Origin of the sequence: Novosphingobium profundi, from assembly GCF_020524485.1 — a bacterium.
Taxonomy (GTDB): domain Bacteria; phylum Pseudomonadota; class Alphaproteobacteria; order Sphingomonadales; family Sphingomonadaceae; genus Novosphingobium; species Novosphingobium profundi_A.
This window is the reverse complement of sequence record NZ_JAIVLF010000006.1, coordinates 221,190-240,089: the sequence shown is the minus strand read 5'-3', so window position 1 is coordinate 240,089 and position 18,900 is coordinate 221,190. Positions and strand designations below refer to the sequence as shown.

General features: G+C 68.6%; 14 protein-coding genes. 8 read left to right on the top strand and 6 right to left on the bottom strand.

From position 1 onward, the window contains the following. Nucleotides 1–55 precede the first annotated feature (55 nt). Nucleotides 56–1,897 carry a heparinase II/III family protein gene (locus LC060_RS17525; RefSeq protein WP_226637888.1) on the bottom strand — a complete coding sequence of 614 codons (1,842 nt, stop codon included), beginning with the start codon at nucleotides 1,895–1,897 and terminating at the stop codon, nucleotides 56–58. Between the two features lie 110 nt (nucleotides 1,898–2,007). Continuing rightward, complete coding sequence (gene rpe / locus LC060_RS17520) at nucleotides 2,008–2,670, bottom strand: ribulose-phosphate 3-epimerase (RefSeq protein WP_226637887.1); 663 nt, start codon at nucleotides 2,668–2,670, stop codon at nucleotides 2,008–2,010. A gap of 310 nt (nucleotides 2,671–2,980) precedes the next feature. Between rpe and LC060_RS17515 the strand changes: the two genes are divergently transcribed. Continuing rightward, on the top strand, nucleotides 2,981–3,472 hold the full coding sequence (locus LC060_RS17515) for a DUF2141 domain-containing protein (RefSeq protein WP_226637885.1): 492 nt from the start codon (nucleotides 2,981–2,983) through the stop codon (nucleotides 3,470–3,472). Between the two features lie 236 nt (nucleotides 3,473–3,708). Here LC060_RS17515 and LC060_RS17510 read toward each other — a convergent pair whose 3' ends face one another. The 3 genes from LC060_RS17510 to LC060_RS17500 form a co-directional block, all read right to left on the bottom strand. Beyond that, the gene (locus LC060_RS17510; RefSeq protein WP_319005444.1) at nucleotides 3,709–4,452 is read right to left on the bottom strand and encodes a nucleotidyltransferase family protein; all 744 of its coding nucleotides are present in this window, start codon (nucleotides 4,450–4,452) and stop codon (nucleotides 3,709–3,711) included. A 53-nt stretch (nucleotides 4,453–4,505) separates the two neighbouring features. After that, nucleotides 4,506–5,495 (bottom strand): hypothetical protein, encoded by a 990-nt coding sequence (locus LC060_RS17505; RefSeq protein ID WP_226637883.1) that lies wholly within the window; start codon nucleotides 5,493–5,495, stop codon nucleotides 4,506–4,508. A 91-nt stretch (nucleotides 5,496–5,586) separates the two neighbouring features. Beyond that, on the bottom strand, nucleotides 5,587–6,651 hold the full coding sequence (locus tag LC060_RS17500; RefSeq protein WP_226637881.1) for a diacylglycerol/lipid kinase family protein: 1,065 nt from the start codon (nucleotides 6,649–6,651) through the stop codon (nucleotides 5,587–5,589). 250 nt (nucleotides 6,652–6,901) lie between these two features. Here LC060_RS17500 and LC060_RS17495 point away from each other — a divergent pair, with 250 nt between their 5' ends. From LC060_RS17495 to LC060_RS17485, 3 genes are read left to right on the top strand one after another with little or no spacing between them, the layout of a single operon-like run. After that, nucleotides 6,902–8,074, top strand: a complete 1,173-nt coding sequence (locus LC060_RS17495; protein ID WP_226637879.1) for a CDP-alcohol phosphatidyltransferase family protein — start codon at nucleotides 6,902–6,904, stop codon at nucleotides 8,072–8,074. A gap of 2 nt (nucleotides 8,075–8,076) precedes the next feature. Then, nucleotides 8,077–8,505 (top strand): HIT family protein, encoded by a 429-nt coding sequence (locus tag LC060_RS17490; protein WP_226637877.1) that lies wholly within the window; start codon nucleotides 8,077–8,079, stop codon nucleotides 8,503–8,505. A 19-nt stretch (nucleotides 8,506–8,524) separates the two neighbouring features. Then, complete coding sequence (locus tag LC060_RS17485; protein ID WP_226637876.1) at nucleotides 8,525–9,679, top strand: glycosyl transferase; 1,155 nt, start codon at nucleotides 8,525–8,527, stop codon at nucleotides 9,677–9,679. An 86-nt stretch (nucleotides 9,680–9,765) separates the two neighbouring features. On the opposite strand, the gene LC060_RS17480 is transcribed toward LC060_RS17485, so the two are convergent. Then, the gene (locus LC060_RS17480; protein ID WP_226637874.1) at nucleotides 9,766–10,512 is read right to left on the bottom strand and encodes a sugar phosphate nucleotidyltransferase; all 747 of its coding nucleotides are present in this window, start codon (nucleotides 10,510–10,512) and stop codon (nucleotides 9,766–9,768) included. Between the two features lie 151 nt (nucleotides 10,513–10,663). Here LC060_RS17480 and LC060_RS17475 point away from each other — a divergent pair, with 151 nt between their 5' ends. The 4 genes from LC060_RS17475 to LC060_RS17460 all read left to right on the top strand — a co-directional run bounded on the left by LC060_RS17475 (nucleotide 10,664) and on the right by LC060_RS17460 (nucleotide 18,899). After that, nucleotides 10,664–12,007, top strand: coding sequence for a lipopolysaccharide biosynthesis protein (locus LC060_RS17475; RefSeq protein WP_226637872.1), 1,344 nt, complete (start codon nucleotides 10,664–10,666; stop codon nucleotides 12,005–12,007). 47 nt (nucleotides 12,008–12,054) lie between these two features. Beyond that, nucleotides 12,055–13,272, top strand: coding sequence for a M20 metallopeptidase family protein (locus LC060_RS17470; RefSeq protein ID WP_226637867.1), 1,218 nt, complete (start codon nucleotides 12,055–12,057; stop codon nucleotides 13,270–13,272). 292 nt (nucleotides 13,273–13,564) lie between these two features. Continuing rightward, entirely contained in the window at nucleotides 13,565–17,161 is a 3,597-nt protein-coding gene (locus tag LC060_RS17465; protein WP_226637866.1) for a hydantoinase B/oxoprolinase family protein, read from the top strand. Between the two features lie 136 nt (nucleotides 17,162–17,297). After that, nucleotides 17,298–18,899, top strand: a complete 1,602-nt coding sequence (locus tag LC060_RS17460) for a carboxyl transferase domain-containing protein (RefSeq protein ID WP_226637864.1) — start codon at nucleotides 17,298–17,300, stop codon at nucleotides 18,897–18,899. Nucleotide 18,900: the final 1 nt, after the last annotated feature.

Sequence of the window (18,900 nt, the reverse complement as noted above, 5' to 3'; positions counted from 1 at the left end):
AGGGCGATGGCCCTCGGATTGTCTTCTCTTCCGATCTTGCAGAACCCCGGTGGGTTCAGCCCATCTTCTTGAAGAGCCAGCTGAAGGTGCCGCCGCCGCGCGAGGCGAGGCCCTGGAGGACGATCTGGTGGGTGGCCTGGGGGCGGCCCTGGCCATCGACCCAGAGCGAATCCTCGATCTCGACGGTGCCTGCGCCTGCGCGGAACTGCCAGTAGCTGCCGTCGGCAAGGACGAGGGCGGCGCCCTGGCCGTCCTCGGTGGGGGCAACGGTGACTTCGGGGGCGAGGTGGAAGCGGATCGCAAAGCCGACCTTGCCGCGCTTGGCCTTGCGGCCTGAGGGCAGGAGCATGTCTTCGCCGCGCAGTTCGGTGCCGTCGTCGCGCAGGATCAGGATACGGCGGTGGGTCAGCGTGTAGCGCTGGGCATAGCCGTTGTGGCTGGCCTCGAGCCGGGTGGCGCGCGCGCCGCTGTCGGTCTCCATCGTCTTGCGGTCGACATCGACGGCGGTGACGCCCTGGCCAATCGCGCCGTTGATGAGGATGGCGGTGGAATTGGCATCGTCGAGCGTCAGGGTGGAGTGCGCGGCGGTGGCGCGCAGGCCCTGGTCGAGGCGCGCGGGGACGAGCCCGCCCGCGCTCGCTGCGCCGCCGCAGTTGACGATCATGCGCTGGCGGTTGTGCGAGAATTCGAAGGCGAGGGTGGAGGCGCAGCCAAAGCGCCCGTCGCGCGGCATCGGCGGCGGGGCGGTGTCGAACTGGAGGATCGACTTGTGCGCGGCAACGCGCTGGTAGCCCCACTGGCGCACGTCGCGCAGCGGGCGGGTGCGCACGCCGCTCGCCGCGACAAGGCCATCCACGGTGTCGGCCGGGACCGCCCAGCCGCCCTGCCAGGAGCCCAGCGAACCATCGCCATGGCACAGCGCGAGGAGTGGGGGCACGAGCATCTCGATGACGTGTTCCATCGCCTCGGTGCTGTCGCGCCGCGTGGCCTGGTAGCAGTTGCGCAGGCGCACGAGGAGGGCGATCGCTTCCATCTGGGCAAGCGGGCTGCGCGAGAGGACGCCGCCGTCATCGCCCATCAGCTCGCCCAGGGCCTTCATCAGCCCGGCTTCGCCGTAGAGGCGGCGCGGGCGGCCTTCGGGCAGCAGCAGACCGCAGGCGACAAGGCCGCACCAGCCCGCAACCGCGCCCAGCGAATCCTCGGCGTGGTGGACCTGCCGGTCGAGCCAGCGGGCGGTCTCGGCAATGTGGCGCAGCATGCGCACGCGCAGCGCCTTTTCGCCCGAGAGGATGAGCGGGGCATGGACCAGCCAGTTGAGCAGGCGCGCGCCGGTGTGCCCCACCGTCCAGGCCGGGCCGCGGCTGGCCTTGCCGGTCTTGGTGGGGGCCTTCGGGTTGGCCTGGAGCCAGGATGTGAGGATGCGCTCGGCCACGGGGGCGACCTGTTCGCGGGGGCCGCAGGCTTCGAGGTCGGCGAGCCAGGCGAAGCTGTGCACGGTGCGCTCGAGCGGCGGGGGGACGCGCGCCGCGCCGCCGAAGTCGACCTGGGTGATCGGCGTGCGCGCGCCATGGACAAGGAAGTGGCCCGCGCGAAGGGCGGTGCCAGCCGCCTTGTCGCCCGGCACGGTGCCGCGCACGGTGGCGAGCAGGCGCATGCGCGCCTTCTTGCCCATCGGTGCGGTCAGCATCGTGCCCGGCACGCCCAGCTTGTAGGCAAAGCGGATCAGGCGTTCGCCCGCGCTGACGGTGGGCGCCGCAAAGTCGACCAGCGCAAGCGCGCGGCCGGTTTCGGACTGGTCGGCCCCAACGACGGGGGGCTCGGCACCCTCGGGCACGGATGTATCTCCCAGAGGCGGGTCCACGCGGCGCGCGGCGCTGTCTTCTGTGGGTTTGTACATGGAGCCCTCCTCGACGCCCGGCTCGGCGGCGTCAGCCGGTAGCGGAACGGCCGAAGGGGGCTCCTGGTTGCGCGCGGCGGCGTCGATGGGAAAATCGCGCCGCACCGTGCTCAGTCGAGGCCCTTGAGCCTGCGGATGTTGGCGGCGTAGTGATCGGGGCCGCCCTTGAAAGTGGCCGAACCCGCGACCAGCACGTCGGCACCGGCGGCCACGCACTGCGGCGCGGTGACGGCATCGACGCCGCCATCGACCTCGATCTGGATGTCGCGGCCCGACTTCTCGACCATCTTGCGCACGGCTTCGATCTTGCGCAGCTGGCTGGAGATGAAGCTCTGCCCGCCGAAGCCGGGGTTCACGCTCATGATGAGGACGAGGTCGATGTCATCAATGAGGTAGTCGAGCATCTTGGCGGGCGTTGCCGGGTTGAGCGAGACACCGGCCTTCTTGCCCAGCTTCTTGATCGTCTGCACCGTGCGGTGGATGTGGGGGCCCGCCTCGGGGTGGACGGTGATGATGTCCGCGCCCGCGTCCGCGAAGGCTTCGAGGTAGGCATCGACCGGCGAGATCATGAGGTGGACGTCGAAGGTCTTGGCCGAGTGCGGGCGCAGCGCCTTGACCACGGCCGGGCCGATCGTGATGTTGGGCACGAAATGGCCGTCCATGACATCGACATGGATCCAGTCGGCCCCGGCTTCATCGATCGCGCGCACTTCTTCGCCCAGGCGGGCAAAGTCGGCGGACAGGATCGACGGGGAAATGAGCGGCGTGGTCATGGATCTCGTGAAACTCCTCTAGCCATCCAGATACGGCACCCCATGTTGGGGCGACAAGGCGGGATCGGGCCGTTTTCCACACACGATGTGGGGTTTGCCTCCGATCCGGATCGACGCGCGGATAGCGCCTTTCGCCCCGCGTGCAAGCCCATGTAGGGTCTCGCGTGTCCGGAGTGCTTGAAATTCAGTGCCTATTCAGCGCACCAGGCCTAGTTACCTGCTTCAAGGCCTGCCGGTTGTGCAGGCGCGGCCCTGTCCGCTGTGAGGACAGAGCGCCGGAAAAACGAGTTGTCTTGAGGATTGGATCGATATGATTCGACACAAAATGGGCGCCTTCGCGCTGGTCGGCCTCCTGGCCGTGGCAGGCGCGGCGCCCGCATCCGCGCAGTTTCGCAACGAGATTTCGAATGACTTGCGCAAGTGCACGAGCGCGAGCGGGCCGGGCCTGCTCGTCACGGTCGACGGGGTTAAGGCCTCGCAAGGGAACATGCGCGTGCAGTCCTACCGTGCGACCAAGGCCGACTGGCTCGAGAAGGGCCACTGGCTCTCGCGCATCGAGGTTCCCGCCAAGGCGGGCACGATGACCTTCTGCCTGCCCGTGCCGGGCCCGGGCACCTACGGCGTGGCGGTGCGCCATGACCTCAACGGCAACGGCAAGACCGACATCACCGAGGATGGCGGGGCCATGTCCAACAACCCCTCGATCAACATCTTCAACCTGGGCAAGCCGAGCTACACCAAGGTCGGCGTCGAGGTCGGCTCCAAGGTGAAGTCGATCCGGGTGCAGATGAAGTACATGTAAGGGGCGGGGAAAAGTCTTCTTTTCAAGGGGCCATCGCCCCTTGACCCCAAACCGTCTTGCGCACATTGCGCCGGGATCGCCGCGCGTGAAGCGCAAACTCAGCAGGCATGAGGGAGAGGGGCAAAGCCCCTCAATTCGATAGTCCCTTTCCTCTGTCGCGCTCCGGTATCCGGCCCACTTGCGCTCGACAGTTCGGGGAGCCCGAGGGCAATGGCCCTCGGAACTCATCTTCTTGCCTACTGGGTCTTTCGTGCGGCCAGAATCGTGCGCACGTCGACAAGGTCCGAGGGCTTGTCGACATCGACTGCGGCAAGGCCGTCGCGCGCGGCGACACGCACGGCCGCCACCCCGATCTTGCCGCCGAGTCGGGCAATCGCCTCGGCCATGGTCAGGCGTCCCAGCGCAAAGCGCAGGAGGATGCCGGGGCCAAGGCGCAGGGCGATGCGCCAGGGGCGCTTGCGGTCGGCCTCGACCGCCTTCCAGGTTTCAATGGCCGCGTCCGCGCCGGGACGGGCGAGGAGGAACAGGTTGCAGCCCGACCAGGCGCCGTCAGCCATCTTGAGCCAGGTGCGCTTGCTGCCGGGCAGCGCCGTCTCCACCGCCTCGCGCCGCGCAAGCAGGATCGCGACGTCCGCCGCCTCTCCCGCATCCGCCACGAAATCGGTGATCCACTGCGCGTCGAGCAGCGCGTGGTCGGCGGTGGTGACGAGCATCGGCGCGCCGAGGTGCGCGAACCCGGCGGCGACGCTGGCGCTGGGGCCTGCCTCGGCGGGCAGGACTTCGCAGCCCAGGTCCTGCGCCAGCGCGATGACTTCGGGCGTGCTGGTGATGACGGCCACGCGCGCGATCTTCGCAGACTTGAGGGCGGCCACGACGCGCGCGAGCATCGGCTGTCCGTCGATTTCGATCAGCGCCTTGTGCGCGACACCTTCCGCGCTGGCGACGGGATCGGGCGCACCGGGGCGCGAACCGGCCAGCACGAGAGCGCTCAGGGGGCGGGACTGAGCGGGGGCGGGAGAACCTTGGGCAGATGTCACGCGGCGCGGTCGTCCGTATCGTTGGGGGCGTTGGCGGCCGCGAGGCTCGCGGCCTTGCGCGCGCGCCACACGCTCCACAGCACGCTGGGCGCGGCGAGCACGGGGTGGCGTTCGCGCCAGGGCGTGATGAGGACCGGCACGCCGGTGTGGCGCTCGATCTTCCAGGCGGCGTAGCGCGCGGCGCCCTCGAACGTGGTCGAAGCCTTGATCAGGCGCAGCACGTTGTACGGCTTGCCCAGCCGTTGGCGGCGCTGCCACCAGCTGAGGATACGCGCCTTCGCGGAAGCATCCAGTTCGGGCCGGATCGTACCCTGGGGCCCGCCGCGCGCGAAGGGGATCCCCTGGGCGACAAGGGCGAGCGGGAGCAGGCCGTCGAAATGCTCGCGGTTGGCCGAAAGGATCGAATCCTCGCGCCCGGCCTTCTCGACTCGGAATTCGGCGGCGTAGGTCGCGCGGAACAGGGCGCGCCAGTAGTCTTCAGGCGTGCCAGCGTCCGGGCCGAGCGCGACGGCCAGGCGTGCGGCGGTCTTCGCCGCGCCCGCGACGGCTTCTCCGGCGGCGCGCGAGGCGGCGCGGTCGTGGCTCCAGACCAGCGCGCTGGGCTGGACGAAGCGGGCCCAGATGGTGGTGTCGAGGCGCTCACCGGCGGCGGCCGCGCGGAAGGTTTCGAGCGGCATCGTCGCGACCTTGGCGCGCAGGTCCGCGTCCGGGAGCGCGGTGCCGTCGGGCGCGGTGTCGGCGGGCGTGCAGCGCCATTCGTGGTAGCTGACGCGCGGCCAGATCTTCTCGACCTGCGGGGTGTCGGTCAGGACATAGAAGTCGAGCACGCCCTCCAGCGAGCCGGTGCGCAGGTTCGAGCCGTAGAACAGCACGGCGAGCACGGGCACGGGGGACTGTGCGGCAAGACGGTGCGCGAACGCCGCCACGGCCGGTTCCACCGGGCGTTCGAGTGCGGTCCGGATCCGCCCCAGGAGGTCTACGCTCATGTCCTTATGCTCAGGCAAGGACGCCTCGAAATCAAGACAGATGGAGAAACGGGTGGAAATGCCTGCGCCAGAAGGCGCGTGCAGGATGGGGTCAGGGCACCACGAAGGTCAGCTGTGGGCCTTCGTCCATGATGTAGCGCCCGGCCGGGAAGGCCTCGCCATCGAGGATGAAGGGGCCTTCGATGTCCATATCGACGTCGCTGGTGGCAAAGCGGTGCAGGCCATGGCGGCCCAGCAGGCGTCCGCCCAGGCCCATCATCACCAGCGGCGCGAGGCCCAGCACGAGGCGGCTGGCGCGGTCGAGCACGAGGAGCTTGAGGCCCGGCGCCACCTTGCGGCCGAAGGGGCGCATGCCGAGCGGGAAGCGCTCGAAGGTGGTGGCGATGGTGAGGAAGCGGCGGTCGGTTTCGCCGCTGCCGCGCTTTGCTCCGGCATGGGGCAGCGCGCGGCCCGTCAGGCGGTCGACAAGACGCGTGGGCGTGCCCCGGCGCCAGGTGTTGCCCTTGCGGCCGAAGAGCGCCTGGAGGATGCCCGAAAGGATCGAGATGCCCACCGCCAGCGAGTTGAACGCACCGCGGCGGTGCGCTTCCTGGCCCGCTTCGGTGCACAGCGTGTAGACGCCCGAACCCAGGATGAAGCCCTGGACCGCGGCGAGGCCGGTGTCGGCGGCATCGGCTGACGTGATGCGCAGCGGGTGGCGGGTGACCGTCTTGCCCTTGTGGGCGGCGGCCAGCGCCTCGGTCAGCGACCATTCGCCGGGAAGGCCCAGGTCCACCGTCAGCGCGTTGGTCTTGCCCTTGGGCAGCACGATCAGGCGGGGCCAGTCCTCGCCGAAGATCTCGGTGCCGCAGGTCAGCACGTCGCGCACGGTGCCGTCGCCGCCGTCGATCACGAGGTAGTCGATCCCGCGCCGGGCAAATTCGCCGAGCGTGTCGAGCAAGGCCTTGCGATCGCGCGGAGTTTCGGTCAGGATGTTCGAACAGTCCGCCATTTCCGCGGCCTTGCCCTTGTTGCGGTGGCTGCGCGGATTACGGATGATGCCCACGAGCGGCACGGCGCGTCCGGCCCGGGCACGGGCGACCGCTGTGCGCGAAGGGCGCTGCACGCGATTGCCGAAACGCGGCATCGCTTCAAATTCGTAGATTGATCCGTTCACGCGCTCCACATAGGCATTCGCGCGGAAAAAATCATCCCGAAATACGCTCTGACACATTTGTGTGACATATTGATGGCTGTTTTGCGCCCAAGTGATGCCTTGATGGCACGAAATGATGGGTGCGCTGCGGCAAAGTCAGGGCGCTGTTCGATCCCGGTGCGTTGCACTCGGGCACGCCTGGCCGACTCGCGCAAGGCCAGCCCGTTGCCCGCCGATTGCCAGTCTGTGCAACTCGCAGTAGGGGCCAATCATGGCACAAGGTGAAAATACAGTGGGCGGCCCGAGGGTGGCCGTGGTCGTCGGGCACAACGACGTGATCCTGTGGGGCCTTTCGGTCACGGAGCGGGTCGGACGGATCGCCCGCGCCTCTGGCCTGGAGCTGGCCGCGCAGGTTCCCGACGCGCTTGCAGAACCGGGCTGGTCGGGTGCGATCCTGGCCCATGCCGATTTCGCCTGGGATCCCTCCTGGTTTCGCCACGTCCTCGCGCACCCGGGCATGGTGCTGACGCTGGGCGGTGTGCCCGCGCTCGCCCATGCGCGCTCGGGCGAGGAAGCGGCCGCGCTCGCGGCGGCCATGCGCGGCGAGGCGGGGCAGGGGCTTGCTCTCCCGGGGCTGCAGGTCCTGGCCTTCGAGGATGGCCCGACCATCGAGAACAAGCAGCTGCGCAAGCGCGAGACTCCCTTCCTCATGCCGCTGCGCGCCGACAACGTGCGCGCGATCGAGCGGGCCAGCTATTTCGGCGCCTACAAGGGCGTGACCGACATCCTCACCAAATACCTCTGGCCCGAATGGGCGCTGGTGCTCACCCGCATCTGCGCGCGCTGGCACGTGACCCCCAACATGGTGACTTTCGTGGGCGCGGTGTTCTGCGTGGTCGCGACGGTGCTGTTTGCCTACGGCCATTACTGGGCGGGCATGGCAACGGGTCTCGTGTTCATGGTGCTCGACACCGTGGACGGCAAGCTCGCGCGCTGCACGATCACCTCTTCGGCCTGGGGCAACGTCTTCGACCACGGCATGGATCTGATCCACCCCCCGTTCTGGTGGTGGCTGTGGGCGACGGGCCTCGCCAGCTGGGGCCTCGCCTACGATGACGCCACGTTCTGGTGGATACAGGGCGTGATCCAGCTGGGCTACTGGGTCCAGCGCGCGATCGAGGGCATCTTCATGCAGCAGGCCGGCGGGCTCCACATCCACGTGTGGACGCGCTTCGACAGCTGGTTCCGCCTGATTACCGCGCGGCGCAATCCCAACATGGTGATCCTCTTTGTCGCCATGCTCTTCGCGCGTCCCGACATTGGCCTTGCCCTGGTTGCGGCATGGACCGGGCTGAGCTGTGCCATTCATGCGGTGCGTCTGGTCCAGGCCCTTGTCTACAAGGCGCGCGGGGGGCAGATAACCTCGTGGTTGGCGGAAGGTTGACGATGCACGCGACGCTCGAGAAATTTGGTTACCCGGCAAGTGAAGTGAAGGCTTACGAGCACTGGGTGGTCCTCGTCCGGCCCGCCCAGCCTACGCTTGGCAGCCTGGTCCTGGCCGCGAAGAGTACGGCGACTGCGTTTGGAGAGCTGCCGGCGGGGGCCCACGCCGAACTGGCCGAAATCACGCGCGACATCGAGGGTGCGCTCGCCACGTTCTCGGGCTATGAAAAGCTCAACTACCTGATGCTGATGATGGTGGACCCGCAGGTCCACTTCCATGTCATTCCCCGCTATGAAGGCGCGCGCGAATGGCAGGGGATCACCTTTGCCGATGCCGGTTGGCCCGGCCCCCCGGCGCTGGGGGACGCGCACAAGCTGACAGGCGAGGAGCCGGACGCGATGCGCGCCGCGCTCCAGGCGCTCTGGGCCTGAGCCGAACCCACTTTCCGACATGTCCCGGATTGCCTTTTCGCTGGTCGGCGGCGCGCACCAGTTCCTGCACGGTTTGCCGGTAGCCGCCGCGCTCTCGCGGCGCGCGGGCGTGGAGGTCGAAGCCTTCGTCGCACGGCGCTGCGATGCAAGGGCCGCGCGCGAACTGCTGGTCCAGCTCGATGGCCCCGCGGTCCAGGTGCGCGAGATGTCGCTGCCCGGCTGGCTCGAGGCGCTCGCGGCCCGGGGTGGTGCGCAGTCTCCGCTCAAGGTCCTGCGCCTGGCCCGCTGGGCGGCCACGCTGCGCGGCTTCGATGGCATCGTCGCGCTCGAACGCACCTCGGCGTTTCTGAAGCAGCTGCCCGGCCGCTGCCCGCCGCTGGTCCAGATCCCGCATGGCGTGGGCGGTGCGCGGCGTGCGGGCGGCGGCGGGGTTGACCGGCGCCTTGCCCTGTTCGACCGCGCGCTCGTTTCGGGCGAGGCGGACCGCGCCTCGACCGTCGCGCTGGGCCTCCTCGAGGATGCCCAGATCGACGTGGTGGGGCAGGTCAAGCTGGCGGGCCTGCGGCGCCTGGGCCGATTGGAACGCCACCGCCTCTTCGCCAACCAGCGCCCGACCGTCCTCTACAACCCCCATTTCCACGCGCGGCGCGGCACCTGGAAGACCTATGGTCGTGCGCTCATCGAGGCGCTGCGCCGCGATGGCCGCTTCAACCTCGTCGTCGCGCCCCACGTGCGTCTGTGCGAAGGCATGGGCGAGGCCGAACGGGCCCAACTGCGTGGCCTCAGCGATCCCGACTGGCTGCTGGTCGATCCCGGCTCGCAGGCTTCGATGGACATGACCTACACGCTGGGCGCGGACATCTATCTTGGCGACTTCAGCAGCCAGCTTTACGAATGGCTGATCTACCAGCGTCCCTGCGTGTTCATCGATCAGGTTGGCGATGGCGGGCGCGACGACACGAAACTGCCCGAGATGTGGAGCACGGGCGAGGTCGTCCACCGCATCGAGGACGTGCTCCCGGCGCTCGAGCGTGCCAGCGCGCGCCACGGAGAGTTCGCCCCCCACCAGGCCGAGATCGTCCACCATGCCGTGGGCGATCCGAACCTGCCCTCCGACGAGATCGCGGCGGCGCGTATCCTCGCGATGCTGGAGAGTGCGCGCGAAGAGGCCTGACGGGCAGGGGGGAAGTCAAAGAAAACGTGATGCCCGAGGGCGATGGCCCTCGGAAATCGCCTTTTTCGACTGTCAGGCTGGCGCGATCAGGCGGCCCACTGGTCGGTGAGCCGGGTCGCGATCTCGATGTCGTTGAGGAAGTCGACTTCGGCCCAGTCCATGCCCTCGATCGAGAGCGTGCCGACCTTGCCGGTGGGCGCGATCGAATCGATGACCTTGAGGTACCAGTGCTGCACGCCTTCAGGCGTGCGCATGGCCTTGCGCACGGTTTCGCGGAAGAGGTCTGCGCCTTCGCCGCGGAAGGCCAGGAAGCCGATCGATTCGGCGTTCGACTGCTCGGCGGTAAGCGTCTTGCCGATATGGACGAGGCGCCCCTCGGGCGTGCGTTCGACCTTCATGTCGTCGCTGTCGTAGCCTTCGGCCTTGACGTCGACGGTGACCGCGATGGGCCAGGGGTTGGGTTCGGCCAGCACCGCGCGGGCAATGTCTTCAGAGACCAGCGTGTCGCCGTTCAGGATCACGAAGTCCCCGCGCATCGCCTCGCGCGCGATCCAGCACGAACCCAGGTTGTCGGCGACCTTGAAGAAGGGGTTGAAGCGCACCGTGATCTCGACGCGCGGGTCCTCGATGGCGGCCAGGTGGGCTTCGAGCATGTCGGTCATGAAGCCGGTGACGACGTCGATCCGCTTGATCCCCGCGCGCGCCAGCATCTCGATCTGCCAGGCGATCAGCGAACGGCCCGAAAAGTCGATCAGGCACTTGGGGCGTTCGGCGGTGAGGGGGAGGAGGCGCGAGCCCTGGCCGGCGCTCAGGAGGATGGCATGTTCGATCATGGGGGTCACTGCATGTACTTTGGGGGAGGCCTAGGCCTCTAGCGCGCGGCGCGGCGAAGGGAAAGGCAAACGCGCCGTTTCGCGTCGATTTGCGCGCGCGGTATGTATCCACGGCTTGCAAGTCGGCGCGCGCTCGTCCACATGCCCGCCAATGTCGGCCAAACCCAACCGCCCGAAGACCGAATCTTCGCTGGGGCGGATCCTTCGCAACACCGCCTGGCTGCTGGGCGGCAAGGGATTCGGTGCTGTGTGCAGCATCGCCTACCTTGCCATCCTGACGCGCACCCTGGGCCTGAAGGACTTCGGCCACTTCTCGCTCATTTTCGGAACCGCGCAGGCGATCATCGCGCTGACCGGTTTCCAGACCTGGCGGGTGGTCGTGCGCTATGGCAGCGCGCACGTCCATGAAAAGGAATGGGGCCGCTTTGGCCGTCTCGCCATGCTGTGCGGGGGGCTCGACGCCATCGGCGCGGTGCTCGGCACCGTGGTCGCGGCGGTTGCGATCTTCGGCTTCGGGCACATGCTCGAATTGAACCAGGCCTACGTCAATGTCGCCTTCTGGTTCTGCTGCGCCTCGCTCTGGGCGCTCGTTTCCGCGCCTACGGGCGTTGTGCGCGCGCTCAACCGCTTCGATGCGGCGGTCTATGTCGAGGCGGTGGTGCCCACCGGACGCCTTATCGCCGCGCTGGCGATCTGGTTTACAGGACCCAGCGTGGCCCGCTTCCTGTTCGCATGGGCCGCAATCGATATCGTGGAGGCTGCGCTCTACTGGATCGTCGCGCGCCGGCTCTGCCCGGAGGGTATCCGCCTTTCCAATTTCTGCCGCCTGCGCACGGCCTTGCGTGAGAACGAGGGGCTCGCCCACTTCTTCCTTGTCTCCTACTTCGGCTCTTCGATCGACGCGCTGATGAAGAACGGCCCGCTCCTGATCGTGGGTGGCTGGGTCAGCACGAGTGCGGCCGGTCTCTACCGCCTCGCCTCGCAGCTCTCGCAGGCGATGAGCAAGCTCTCGACCCTGCTCACCCGCTCGGTCTACGCCGAGGTTGCCCACGTCAGCGCGTCGTCCGAGGCCTCCGAGTTGCGCAAGCTGGTCGGCCAGACCAGCAAGATCGCGGGCGGCGCGGCGCTGCTCGTCGTGCTCCTCGCGCTGGTGGCGGGCAAGTACCTGTTGCAGCTCATCGGCGGCGACGATTTCGAGCAGGGCGCGGCGATCCTCGTCCCGCTCGCCATTGGTGCCAGCTTCGATCTTGCCAGCGTCTCGTTCGAGCCGGTGCTCCATTCCACGGGCCGAGCCAACCTCTCGCTCTTCGCGCGCGTGGTCGCGCTGGTGGCGATGGGCATCAGCCTCGTCTTCCTGATCGGCTTTGGCTCGACGGGCGTCGCCTGGGGCGTCGCCATCGGCGGGGCCTGCTCGTACCTGTTCATGGGCGGTCTGGCGCTGCGCACGCTGCGCCGTCTTGAGCGCGAGGAAAAGGCCGCCGCAGCGGCGTCCTGATTGCGCGCAGCGCTCGACACCTCGCGCGCCGTGCGTATCATGGCGCCATGAGTGTTTCCATCGAGGCGGACTGCCCCGCCGCCATTTCCGAGCGCATCGTCGCCCTGCGCCGCGCGATCCATGCCGAGCCCGAACTGGGCCTCCACACGCCCCTGACGCGCGACAAGATCCGCGCCGAGCTGGCCGACCTGCCGCTCGAATGGGAGGAGGGGCCCTCGACCACGGGCCTTGTCGCGACCTTGCAGGGGGGCGCGGGACCGGGCCGCTGCGTGCTCCTGCGCGGTGACATGGACGCGCTTGCCATGCCCGAGGAAACCGGGCTCGATTTCGCCTCCACCATTCCGGGCGTGATGCACGCCTGTGGGCACGACACCCACGTCGCCATGCTGGCGGGCGCGGCGCGGTTGCTGGCGGGCAAGGCGGACAGGCTGACGGGCGAGGTGCGCTTCATGTTCCAGCCGGGTGAGGAAGGCTGGCACGGCGCGCGCTACATGCTCGACGACGGACTTCTGGGTGGTCCCGGTACGTCCCGCGCCCTGCCCGAGGCCGCCTTCGCGCTCCACATCATGCCCAACGCGCGCCACGGCATGATCGGCGGGCGGGCAGGGCCGCTGATGGCTTCGGCCGACCAGCTGGCGATCACCGTCAAGGGGCGGGGCGGACACGCCTCGATGCCGCACGACACGATGGACCCGATGCCCATCGCCTGCGAGATCGTGGCCGCCATCCAGACCATGGTTGCGCGCCGGTTCTCGGTCTTCGATCCGGTCGTCGTCACCATCTCCAAGATCACGGCAGGCAGCGCGCACAACGTCATTCCCGACCATGTCGACATGCTGGGCACGATGCGCTCGCTCTCGGCCACCAACCGGGCGCGGCTGCGCGAAGAGGTGACCGGGCTTGCCGCCGGGATCGCCGGGGCCCACGGCCTTGCCGCCGAGGTCGAGATCATCGAAGGCTTCCCCGTTACCGTGTGCGATGCGCGCGCGGTCGACTTCGGCGAGGGCGTGGCCCGCGACCTGTTCGGCGCCGACACTTTCGAACGCCTCGCCAACCCGATCATGGGCGCGGAGGACTTCGCCTATGTGCTGGAGAAGACACCGGGCGCGATGTTCTTCCTGGGCGTGGCGGCTGAGGGCGATGACTGGAGCCAGTGCTGCGGTATCCACTCGACCCGGATGATGGTCGATGAAAGCGTTCTTCCCCGGGGTGCATTGTTCCTCGCTGGCCTCGCCGAGCGCTATCTTGCGACGGGGTGGGCGTAGGAGAACGTAGAAGAGCAAGGATGAATCCGAGGGCCATTGCCCTCGGGCTCCCCGAACTGTCGAGCGCAGTTGGGCCGGGCGGCGCGGTTCGGGGGTGAGAGGTCTCGTCTCGATAGGGATTGAGGGGCTTTGCCCCTCTATTTTCTGTCCGCCATCCTCACGTTTCGTGCGCTCCGTTCAAGGCACGAACTGCCCAGGACGGTTTCGGGGTCAAGGGGCGATGGCCCCTTGAATCATTCCCTTCTTCCCACTTCGTTTGCGCTTTCCCCCCTTGGTCGCCATGTAGGTCCCCATGACGGACAACTGGCAATTCTGGGTCGATCGCGGTGGCACATTCACAGACGTGGTGGCGCGCGCGCCGGACGGGCGGTTCGAGCGGCTGAAGCTTCTGTCCGAGGACCCGGGCCGTTACGAGGACGCGGCGGTCGAGGCGATGCGCCGCCTGACGGGCGTTGCACAGGGCGATCTTCCGCCCAGCGAACTGCGGCTGGGTACTACGGTTGCTACCAACGCGCTGCTGGAGGGCAAGGGCGAGCCGGTCCTGCTTGCCATCACGCGCGGCTTTGGCGATGCGCTGCGGATCGGCACGCAGGAGCGCCCGGACATCTTCGCGCGCCACATCGCTCTGCCCGACCCGCTCGCCGCGAAGGTGCTGGAGATCGACGAGCGCATCGGCGCGGACGGCACGGTCCATCGCCCGCTGGATGAAGCGGCCGCACGCGCCGGGCTCGAAGCGGCCTTTGCGGACGGGTTTCGCGCCATCGCCGTCGTCCTCATGCACGGCTATCGCCATACGCAGCACGAAGCCGCGCTGGCCAAGCTGGCGCAGGAGATCGGCTTCACCCAGGTTTCGGTCAGCCACGAGGTCGCCCCGCTCATCAAGCTCATCGCGCGCGGCGATACCAGCGTGGTCGACGCGCATCTCTCGCCCGTTCTGGATCGCTACATCGACGGGCTGGAGGCCGGTCTCGGGCCTCATGTCGATGCGCTCTACATGCAGTCGAACGGCGGGCTGACGACGGGCGGCATGCTGCGCGGCAAGGACGCGATCCTGTCCGGGCCTGCGGGCGGCATCGTGGGCATGGCGGCCATCGCGAAGGAAGCCGGGTTCGACGAGGTCGTCGGCTTCGACATGGGCGGTACCTCGACCGACGTGTCGCACTATGCGGGCGAGTACGAGCGCGACAGCGAGACGCGCGTGGCGGGCAACCGTGTGCGCACGCCGATGATGCGGATCGAGACGGTGGCCGCGGGCGGCGGCTCGGTCTGCGCTTTCGATGGCGCGCGCTTCCTGGTCGGTCCCGAGAGTGCGGGCGCGGTGCCGGGCCCGGCCTGCTACCGGCGCGGCGGCCCGCTTGCGGTGACCGACTGCAATCTGCTCCTGGGCAAGCTGCGCCCCGCGCATTTCCCGCATGTCTTCGGGCCCGAGGGCGATGAACCCCTCTCGCTCGAGGCCGCGCAGGCGCGCATGGACGCGATCCTCGCCGAGGCCAAGGCCGCAACGGGACGCGAACTTACCCGCGAGGAGGCCGCCGAGGGCTTCCTGGAAATCGCGGTCGCCAACATGGCCAACGCGATCAAGACCGTCTCGCTGCGCCGGGGCCACGACGTTACCCGCGCGGCGATGGTGACCTTTGGCGGAGCGGGCGGGCAGCACGCCTGCAAGGTCGCCGACGCGCTGGGGGTGACGACGGTCGTATGCCACCCGCTCGCCTCTGTGCTCTCGGCCTACGGCATGGGCCTCGCTGACCGCCGCGTGCTGCACGAGCGTACGCTCGGCCTCGACCTTTCCGAGGAGAGCAAAGCCGCGCTTGATGAGGCGGTGGCGGCGCTGGGCAAGGCCGCGCGCGCAGACCTTGCCGCACAGGGCGTCCCCGAAACCGCCATCACGCTCGAAGCCTCGCTCGCAATCCGCCCGCGCGGCAGCGAGAGCACGATTTCGGTCCCGCTCGGCGATCTCACGCAGATGCGCACGGCCTTCCACGAGGGCTGGGACAACCTCTTCGGCTTCGCGCCGGGCGAGGATCTTGTCGCCGAAACCCTGCGCGTCGAGGCGGTTGCGGGCGGACATGCAGGGGGCGGCGCGGTGATGCCGCTCCCCGCCACCTCGGGCGCGGCGGCCGAGACGGTGCCGGTCTGGACCGGCGGCGCGCGCCACGAGGCCCCGCTCTACCACCGCCGCGACCTTGCCGAAGGGTTTGCCGCAACGGGCCCGCTGCTCGTCGTCGACGATGTGTCCACCACTGTCGTCGAACCCGGCTGGTCGGTGCGCGTCGATGCTGTGGGCAATCTCATCCTGTCGCGCAGCACGCCGCAGCAATCCGCGCTCTCTTCCAGCACCGAGCGCGATCCGGTGCGTCTCGAGATCATGGGCGCGCTGTTCATGGCGATTGCCGAGGAAATGGGCGCGGCGCTGCAGCAGTCGGCGCGCTCGGTGAACATCCGCGAGCGGCTGGATTTCTCCTGCGCGCTGTTCGATGCGGCCGGAAATCTCATCGCCAACGCCCCGCACATGCCGGTTCACCTCGGCTCAATGGGCGAATCCGTGCGCACGGTGCTGGAGCGGCGCGGAAACGCAGCCGACGGGCGCGGCATTCGGGCGGGCGACGCCTATGTCCTCAACGCGCCTTACGATGGCGGCACGCACCTCCCCGATATCACCGTGGTCATGCCGGTCTTCGCCGAGGAGGACGACGACGCGCCTGCCTGGTTCGTCGCCGCACGCGGGCACCACGCGGACATCGGCGGGATCAGCCCGGGCTCGATGCCCCCGCGCAGCCGCACGCTGGACGAGGAAGGCGTGCTGATCGACAACGTGCTCCTCGTTGACCGGGGCACCCTTCAGGAAACGGCGATGCGCGCGTTGCTGGCCTCGGGTCCGCATCCCTCGCGCGCGATCGAGCAGAACATCGCGGACTTGCGTGCCCAGCTTGCCGCGTGCCGGCGCGGCGCCTCAGAACTGCGCCGCATTGCAGGCGAGCAGAGCCGCGCGATGGTCGATGCCTACATGGGCCACGTCCAGGCCTATTCCGAAGAGGCCGTACGCCGTCTGATCGAGCGCCTGACGGACGGCACCTTCGTGCTGGAGATGGACAACGGCGCGCAAATCCACGTCGCTGTCACCATTGATCGCGACGCGCGAAGCGCCGTGATCGACTTTGCCGGAACCTCGCCCCAGCTGCCCGACAACTTCAACGCGCCGCTGCCCGTGGTGCGCGCGGCGGTCCTTTACGCGGTGCGCACGCTGATCGACGATCCGGTGCCTATGAACGAGGGGTGCCTGCGGCCCATCGCGGTGCGCGTGCCCGAAGGCTCGATGCTGCACCCGGTCGCGCCCGCGGCGGTCGTTGCGGGCAATGTCGAGACCAGCCAGGCGATTACCGATGCGCTGTTCGGCGCGCTGGGCGCCATGGCGGCTGCGCAAGGCACGATGAACAACTTCACCTTCGGCGACGCCGCGCACCAGTACTACGAGACGATTGCGGGCGGTTCGGGCGCGGGCCCGGACTTCGACGGGACCAGCGTGGTCCAGACCCACATGACCAATTCGCGCCTGACCGACCCGGAGGTGCTGGAAACCAACTTCCCGGTCCTGCTGGAGGAATTCTCGATCCGCGCCGGTTCGGGCGGGGCGGGCCAGCATCGCGGCGGTGACGGCGCGGTGCGCCGGGTGCGTTTCCTGGCACCCATGCAGGCGGGCATCCTCTCGCAGCGCCGCAAGGTCGCGCCCTTCGGGCTGGCCGGCGGCGGTGATGGTGCGGCGGGCATCAATCGCATCGAGCGCGCGGATGGCCGCGTCGAGGAGCTGGGCCCCACCGCGAAAGTGGACCTCGAACCGGGCGACGTCTTCGTGATCGAGACACCGGGGGGCGGCGGCTTCGGGGCCTGATAACGCCCCCCCGTTACCCGCCGTACAGGGCAACCTTTGCCTTGCGCGGCGCGTTTGTCCTGTGCCACCATGCGCGAAAATAAATTAGGCACGGGAACAGGATGATGTCGCGTTTGCGAAATGAGAGTGCGCTGCGATGAGCGGGCCGGTCTTGCCCACGACGCTCGATCCCAGCGCGCCGGACGCGCAGGCGCGCACCCGGCACAACCGCGCTCTGGTCGAAGATCTGCGCGAACGCGTGGCCCGGGCCGCACTGGGCGGCTCGGCGAAGGCGCGCGAACGCCACGAGGCGCGCGGCAAGATGCTTCCGCGCACCCGCGTGGAAGCGCTGCTCGATGCGGGCGCACCGTTTCTGGAGATCGGCCAGCTGGCCGCCAACGGCCTCTACGATGACGAAGTGCCCGGGGCAGGCATCATCGCCGGGATCGGGCAGGTCTCGGGGCGCACCTGCATGATCTTTGCCAACGACGCGACGGTAAAGGGCGGCACCTACTACCCGATGACGGTCAAGAAGCATCTGCGCGCGCAGGAGATCGCCAAAGCTTGCCGCCTGCCGTGTATCTACCTTGTCGATTCGGGCGGCGCGAACCTGCCCAACCAGGCCGAGGTCTTCCCCGACCGCGACCACTTTGGCCGCTTCTTCTTCAATCAGGCGCAGATGAGCGCTGTCGGCATCGCCCAGATCGCCTCGGTCATGGGCAGCTGCACGGCGGGCGGCGCCTATGTGCCGGCCATGTCGGACGAGACCGTGATCGTGCGCGAGCAGGGCACGATCTTCCTCGCCGGTCCCCCGCTGGTCGAGGCCGCGACGGGCGAAGTGATCTCTGCCGAGGAACTGGGCGGGGGCGAACTGCACGCGCGCACCTCGGGCGTGGCCGATCACCTCGCCGATGACGATGCCCACGCGCTCTCGCTCGTGCGCGACATCGTCAGCCACCTGGGGCCGGGCGAGCGCGCCAATGTGGAGCGCCGCAGGCCGCGCGCGCCGCTCTATCCGGCCGAGGATCTCTACGCGCTCATCCCCGAGGACGTGCGCGCGCCCTACGAAGTGCGCGAGGTTATCGCGCGGCTGGTCGACGGCTCGGAATTTCATGAATTCAAGCCGCTGTTCGGCTCCACGCTCGTCTGCGGCTTTGCGCATATTCACGGGTTCCCGGTCGCGATCCTTGCCAACAACGGCGTGCTCTTTTCCGAATCCGCGCAGAAGGGCGCGCATTTCATCGAGCTGGCCTGCCAGCGCGGCATTCCGCTGCTGTTCCTCCAGAACATCTCCGGCTTCATGGTCGGCGGCGCCTACGAGGCCGAAGGGATCGCCAAGCACGGCGCCAAGCTGGTGACCGCAGTCGCAACCGCGCAAGTGCCCAAGCTGACTGTCATCATCGGCGGCTCGTTCGGGGCGGGCAATTACGGCATGTGCGGGCGCGCTTACGACCCGCGCTTCCTCTTCACCTGGCCCAACGCGCGCATTTCGGTGATGGGGGGCGAGCAGGCCGCCTCGGTGCTCGCCACCGTCCACCGCGACGCCAAGAGCTGGAGCGCGCAGGAGGCCGAGGACTTCAAGGCCCCGATCCGCGCCAAGTACGAGGCCGAGGGTAACCCCTATTATGCCACCGCGCGCCTGTGGGACGATGGCGTGATCGACCCGGCCCAGACCCGCGACGTGCTGGGCCTCGCGCTCGGCGCCGCGCTGGAGGCGCCGTTCCCCGCAAGCCCGCAGTTCGGCGTGTTCAGGATGTGAT

Bases quoted from the DNA above. Each gene is read 5' to 3' on its own strand.
- LC060_RS17485 (WP_226637876.1), top strand. From the start codon at position 8,525: ATGTCCCGGATTGCCTTTTCGCTGGTCGGCGGCGCGCACCAGTTCCTG.
- LC060_RS17515 (WP_226637885.1), top strand. From the start codon at position 2,981: ATGATTCGACACAAAATGGGCGCCTTCGCGCTGGTCGGCCTCCTGGCC.
- LC060_RS17460 (WP_226637864.1), top strand. From the start codon at position 17,298: ATGAGCGGGCCGGTCTTGCCCACGACGCTCGATCCCAGCGCGCCGGAC.
- LC060_RS17495 (WP_226637879.1), top strand. From the start codon at position 6,902: ATGGCACAAGGTGAAAATACAGTGGGCGGCCCGAGGGTGGCCGTGGTC.
- LC060_RS17475 (WP_226637872.1), top strand. From the start codon at position 10,664: ATGTCGGCCAAACCCAACCGCCCGAAGACCGAATCTTCGCTGGGGCGG.
- LC060_RS17505 (WP_226637883.1), bottom strand. From the start codon at position 5,495: ATGAGCGTAGACCTCCTGGGGCGGATCCGGACCGCACTCGAACGCCCG.
- LC060_RS17490 (WP_226637877.1), top strand. From the start codon at position 8,077: ATGCACGCGACGCTCGAGAAATTTGGTTACCCGGCAAGTGAAGTGAAG.
- LC060_RS17525 (WP_226637888.1), bottom strand. From the start codon at position 1,897: ATGTACAAACCCACAGAAGACAGCGCCGCGCGCCGCGTGGACCCGCCT.
- LC060_RS17465 (WP_226637866.1), top strand. From the start codon at position 13,565: ATGACGGACAACTGGCAATTCTGGGTCGATCGCGGTGGCACATTCACA.
- rpe (WP_226637887.1), bottom strand. From the start codon at position 2,670: ATGACCACGCCGCTCATTTCCCCGTCGATCCTGTCCGCCGACTTTGCC.
- LC060_RS17480 (WP_226637874.1), bottom strand. From the start codon at position 10,512: ATGATCGAACATGCCATCCTCCTGAGCGCCGGCCAGGGCTCGCGCCTC.
- LC060_RS17470 (WP_226637867.1), top strand. From the start codon at position 12,055: ATGAGTGTTTCCATCGAGGCGGACTGCCCCGCCGCCATTTCCGAGCGC.